The organism is Aquabacterium sp. (assembly GCF_035476535.1).
In the GTDB taxonomy this organism is placed as follows: Bacteria; Pseudomonadota; Gammaproteobacteria; order Burkholderiales; family Burkholderiaceae_C; genus Pseudaquabacterium.
Genome location: NZ_DATILJ010000129.1, coordinates 1 through 5612, shown reverse-complemented (window position 1 = coordinate 5612; position 5612 = coordinate 1). Strand labels below are relative to the sequence as shown.

The 5612-nt window shown below is 71.3% G+C and carries 4 protein-coding genes; 2 read left to right on the top strand and 2 right to left on the bottom strand.

Translation table 11 applies throughout. The features are described from left to right. The first annotated feature begins 476 nt into the window (after positions 1-476). Positions 477-2294: a protein kinase gene (locus tag VLK61_RS13100; protein WP_325421836.1), complete on the top strand. Its 1818-nt coding sequence runs from the start codon at positions 477-479 to the stop codon at positions 2292-2294. Beyond that, on the top strand, positions 2291-2746 hold the full coding sequence (locus VLK61_RS13095) for a type III secretion system chaperone (protein WP_325421834.1): 456 nt from the start codon (positions 2291-2293) through the stop codon (positions 2744-2746). The genes VLK61_RS13100 and VLK61_RS13095 overlap by 4 nt, the downstream gene beginning before the upstream one ends. Before the next feature lie 200 nt (positions 2747-2946). On the opposite strand, the gene VLK61_RS13090 is transcribed toward VLK61_RS13095, so the two are convergent. Both VLK61_RS13090 and VLK61_RS13085 read right to left on the bottom strand, forming a co-directional pair. Further along, on the bottom strand, positions 2947-5016 hold the full coding sequence (locus tag VLK61_RS13090) for a PP2C family protein-serine/threonine phosphatase (protein ID WP_325421832.1): 2070 nt from the start codon (positions 5014-5016) through the stop codon (positions 2947-2949). A 2-nt stretch (positions 5017-5018) separates the two neighbouring features. After that, the coding region (locus VLK61_RS13085; RefSeq protein ID WP_325421830.1) for a hypothetical protein at positions 5019-5612 on the bottom strand (594 nt) is incomplete at its 5' end.

Sequence of the window (5612 nt, the reverse complement as noted above, 5' to 3'; positions counted from 1 at the left end):
TTCTTTGGTTACTTTCTTCGGCCAGGAAGAAAGTGACCCGCCTGCCGGGGCGGAATCCCGGCGCAGTGCAACGAAGAATCACCGGCACAGGCAAGACAGTCCAAACGTCCGCTTCCAGCAACCACCAAAGACCGCAATGGGTCGCCAGCGTGAGTTCGGCGTCGTGAACCGCAGTCATTGGCAGGCCCCGGCGGTGCCGGCCCAACCATGACGCCGGCTAAGTCAGCAGTACCTTGGATACCCGACATTGGCGCCGCGGTGCACTTAGGGGCTCAACGACCGCAATTGAATCGAGACCGTGAACTCGGCGCTCGCCGTCGACCGACAGCAGACGCTGCAAGGCGGCCTCTCAGACATCGAAGTCGAACCGCGGCAACGGATCGCAAGCCGGCGCCGCAGCAGAACGGCCCGCAGACGGAACCACCAGCGCCGCCGCGTCACTCAAGCGGCATCGCCATCAGATTCATTGGACTGCCATGCTCGACAAGGTCGCCCACGCATCCCCGGTTCCGAGTCAGGTACCGAGCGGCAAGCTGGCCCGCTTCAAGCAGGCGCTCGGCCAGGCGGCGCACAAGGTGGCCGAGGTCTTGCACCTGGCCAAGCCCGGCCCGTCGTTGATGCAGCGCCGGGTTGCTCCGGGCGCGCCGCCGCCACCGCGCGTGCAGACCGAAGGCCAGGGCTGGGACACGCCGCGGCTGCCCTTGATCGTCAAGGATCCGGCCCATGTCGACCACCAGAAGTTCGAGAAGCAGGTCGTCACCCAGGACATGACGCTGGCCCAGCTGCCGCCGGTGGCGCTGGAGAGCAAGGCTTTCAAGGCCATGGTCGCCGACCTGGTGGAGGCCTTCGGCAGCGGCGACGCCGACAAGATCGACGGCGCGTTCGAGCGGCTGCCGGCGCGTTTGCACCAGGCCCTGGCCGACCCCAGCATGACGGCATCGGGCCAGCTCGCGCTGATCCTGGCCGATGGCCGGGCCTTCATGGACTCGCTGATCGAGCATGTGCAGCAGCAGGCGCCGAACCCCTTGAGCGTCGCGATGTGGCAGGGCGTGCACAAGGGTCAGGCAACGCAGGACATGCTGCAGGGCGTGTTCGAGAAGGCCCTCGTCGGCCTCGGCGGGCAGGCCAAGCCGCTGGAGAACAACCAGTACACGATCACCTACAACGGCCGCGTCTACACGACGGGGGAAAAACCGCTCGGAAAGGGCCACTTCGGTGAGGTGCAGGCGTACCACAGCGAAGGTGTGCCGGACCTCATCGTCAAGGTGCCGGTGCTGCCACCGGAGCCCCCGGGCCTCAAGCCCGAAGATCGCCCAGCGTTCAAGCGCGCGGTGCTGCTCGACGGTCCACGGCATGAAGGCCGTGCTCAGGCCAACGCGCTGGGCACCGGTGCCTCGGCAGACGATGTCGCGCTGCTGCAGGGCGCACTGATCAGCGACGACGGCCGGCTGCTGTTGATCCTGCGCAAGGCCGAGTTCGGGTCGCTCGACAAGTTCAAGGCGAAGATCGACGCGGCGGTTCAAGACGGCAGCCTGACCGCGACCGACGGCGCCAAGCTGAAGCTGCTGCTGATCACCGACGTGCTGCACGCGATAACGCGGCTGCAGGCGGCCCGCGGCGAGGCGCATTCCGACATCGCGCTGCGCAATGTGCTGGTCGATGGCAGCGGGCACGGCTTGTTGTCCGACTTCGGTCTCGCCGTGCCGTTCGCGGACGAAGCGGTGATCGCGCTCGCCAGCGAACCGCGTACCAGCGAGACTGTCCCGGTCGCCTGGACCTCGCCTGAATCGCTGACGGCAAAGACCGTGACCGCAAAGTCCGACAGCTGGATGCTGGGGATGATGCTGGTCGAGCTGGCCTACGACGTGAAGCGACCGTTCAACACCGTGTCGAACGACGGCTTCGGCACGTTTGCGCAGACCTTCGACCCCGACACCGAACTGAAAGCCCTGAGTGAGACGAGGTGGCCGGACGGCATGGCCGAGCAGTTGCTGAGTGCGATCAAGACGCTGTTGCAAGTCAACCCCGACGAGCGTGCCGATGCGAAGGACGTGATGGCGATGCCGCCGTTCAAAGGCCTTTCGACGGACAACGCCGAGGTGAAGCGCCTGCGCGGCAAGCTGGTCGGCGCGATGGACGGAACCGCGTCGCCCGCACCACCCGCACCACCCGCGCTGCCTTCGCCACCCGCACCGCCCTCGCCGACATCGGACCCGGATTACTCGCTGAGCCCGGCATCGGACCCCGCCTACATCCAAGGCCCGGTGTCAGACACGACTGGAGCCTCTTCATGAACGCCAGCGACTTGATGGCCGAGTTCGCCCAGCGTGCCGGCATGTCCGGTCTCGTGCTTTCGGCGGACGGCACCGCGAGCATCGTCGTCGACGGCACGACGCAGCTGCAGCTCGAGCACGACGCGGCGGCACGGCGCCTCTACCTCTACACCTCCCTCGGCGAGGCGCCGGCCGCGGGCCGTGAGCGCTATTTCGAGCAGCTGCTGGCGGCCAACCTCTTCGCCCGGGCGACGGGCGGCGCGACGATCGGCTTCGACGCCGCGAACAACGAAGTGCTGCTCAGCCGCGCGCTCGATCTCGATCTCACCGACTACGCCGCGTTCGAGGACGCGCTCGACGCGCTGGTCCGGGCAGCCGAGGCCTTGCCCCTCGCACTGAGCCGCCCCGCGGCCGACCCCGCGCCGGCGCTGCACGACGCGGCGCCGCCCTTCGGCATGGCCTGGCGCGCCTGACGGCACTTCGGAACCTCCATCCCACGCCGACACGCGGACGGCGCCATGGACGACACAGACCCGGCGTGAATGGCGGTGCAAGGCAATGAACCGTGGCAGTTGCAAAGGAGGAATGGTGGCCACGCATCTTCCGGGTCAGCGGCTCACGCCCACCCCACATGCGCGTCGTCACACAGGCGCGTTATCAGACAGGCGCGCAATCACTCAGGCGCGTAACGCAGCCACACGCAGCTGATGTCGTCCGCCTGCGGCGCACCGTTCTCGAAGGCGCGCACCGCATCCACCAGCGCCTGCACCGGCTGCGGCCCGGCCGCCGCCAGCGCCGTCACCAGCGCGGCTTCACCGAACAGCGCACCGGCGGCATCCTGCGCCTCGGTGATGCCGTCGGTGTACAGCAGCAGCCCGTCGCCGGGTGCCAGCCGGCAGCGGTCGGCCTGGAACTGCAGGCCTGGCACGGCGGCCAGCACCGGGTTGCGACCGCTCGGCAGGCTCTCGACGCGGCCATCCGCGCGGCGCAGCAAAGGCGGGTTGTGGCCGGCGTTGACGCTGTCGAGCTGGCCGGTCTCGACATCGAGCACGGCGTAGAACAGGGTCACGAACAGCGTCTCGTCGTTCTCGGCGGCCAGCGCGTCGTTCAGCCGCGCCAGCAGCTGCGCCGGCTGGCTGACGAAGGCCGCAGCGCTGCGCAGCAAGGTGCGCGTGATGGCCATGAAGAAGGCCGCCGGCACACCCTTGCCGGAGACATCGGCCACCACCAGCGCCAGGCGGCGTTCGTCGAGCATGAACCAGTCGTAGAAGTCGCCGCCGACCTCGCGCGCCGGGATCATCGTCGCCTCGATGGCCACTTGCGGCACGGGCGGTGCGCCGCGCGGCAGGATGGCCTGCTGCAGGCGGCGGGCGATCGCCAGCTCTTGCTGCAGGCTGGCGAACAGCTCGCGCGTGCGCACCGACTCCTGCAGCTCGCGCAGCAGCCCGAGCAGCCGGCCTTGTTGCGTGCCGACCAGCGAGGTCAGCCGCGCCAGCAGCGTGGCCAGGCGCGCCAGTTGCGGGCGGCCGTCGCCGGTGCCTTCGTCGCCCAGCTGGGCCAGGATCTCGTTGCGGCCGGCGGCGTCCAGCATGTCGGCCAGCGCACGCAGCTGCTCGCGGATCAGCCGCGTCTGCTGCGCGGCCACGCGCTGGCGTTCGTCGCGCAGGGCGTCCAGCGCGCGCAGTTCGGTGCGCAGGCGTTCGGCGGCGCGGGCCAGGCGGCAGGCTTCACCGCCGGCCTGGGTCGGCGCCAGGGTGTCGGCGTCGTCGGCCGCGGCCTGCAGCTGGCCGTCGGCCAGCGCCTCGACCAGGCGCGCCGACCCGAGCAGCGGCGCCAGCAGCCGCCGCCATGCGGACGCCAGGCCGAGCACGAAGACCAGCGGGATGGCGGCCAGCCAGGTCCCGGGCAGCCAACCCAGCGGCGGTGCGGCCGCGTCGTCTGGCCGCGCGGCCAATAACAGTGCCGCGGGGCGGCCATCGACGCCGGCCAGACCCGGCAAAGCGAGCGTGTGCCGCTGCGCCCGTGCCGGCGGCAGACCGGCCAGCAGCAGGCCGCGCGGCGAGGTCAAGGCCAGCGGGCGCCCGAGCTGCCGCTCCGCCGCCAGCAGCAGCGGCCGCAAGTCCAGCGCCGCGGCGAGCACCGAGCCGTCGTCGAGCCGGCGCGCCAGCACGTACAGCGCCGGGCCGCCGCCGCGTTCGCGCCCGGCTTCGCGCAGGCGCACCCCGGCGTACTGCGTCGGGTTGGGGAGGTGGGCGTGCTGCGCTGGGTCGGCGATACCGACGCGCTGCGCCGGGTCAGAGATGTCGGCGCGCTGCGCCGCGCCGTCGCTGGGCTGCGCCATCGCCAGCAGACTGGCCACATCGGCCAAGGGCTGGTCGGCCGGCGACGCGGCACTGCTGGCGCGCCATTGGCGATGGCTGTCGTAGAGGTCGACCTGCACCAGGCCGGCCGCGGCGGCAGCGCGCGCCAGGCGGTCTGCCAGCTGCGCTGCGTCGATGGTGGCCGCGCCCGAGCCGGCAGCCCGCAGTTCGGGCAGGCGCTGCACTTCGTCGAGCCGTGCCGACAGCGTGGCCTGCGCCTGCGCCGCGCTGGCGTTCCAGGCCTGCTGCAGGGGGATCTGCGCCATGCCGTCGAGGCGCTCGCGCCATTGCGCTTCACGCAGCAGCGCGGCCACGGCCACGATGGCGCCGACGGCCACCAAGGCCACGGCCCAGAAGGACAGCAGGCGACGGTGCAGGGCCATGTTCACACCGGCCCTCCGCCGGCCAGCCACCAGGCGACCGCGGCCAGCGCCCCGGCCGCGGCGATCCGGGCCCACGACAGCGGCGGTGCCGGCGGTGGCGCGGCGATGGCCAACGCACCCTCGGCGAAACGCTCGTCGGCATCGGCGGCCTGGCGCAAGGCGTCGAAGGCATCGCGTCGCGCACGATCGGTCTCGGCAGCCCGCAGCGCGGCCAGCAGCCGCTGCACTCGGGCGCGCTCTTCGTGCACGTCGCGCAGGGCCGAGCGCAGGGCCAGCAGCGCGTCGTCGCGCCACAGCGAGGGCACCGGCGAGGCCAGCGTGTCGAAGCGGCCGCCGGCCAGTTGCCGGGCGAAGGCGGCCAGGGTCTGCTGATGGCGCTCGGGCCCGCGCACCCAGGCCTGGCGCAACGCCTCGTGCGCCAGCAGCACCACGGCCAGCCAGGCCAGCAGCAGCGATGTGGCCAGCCACACGCTGGGCCAGTGACGCGGTGTGCCAGCGCCTTCAGCGCAGGCCAGCCACACCACGATGAGGGCCAGCAGGCACAGCATCGGGCCGCCCCACTGCAGCCACAGGCGGTGCCGCGGGGTCATGGGCGC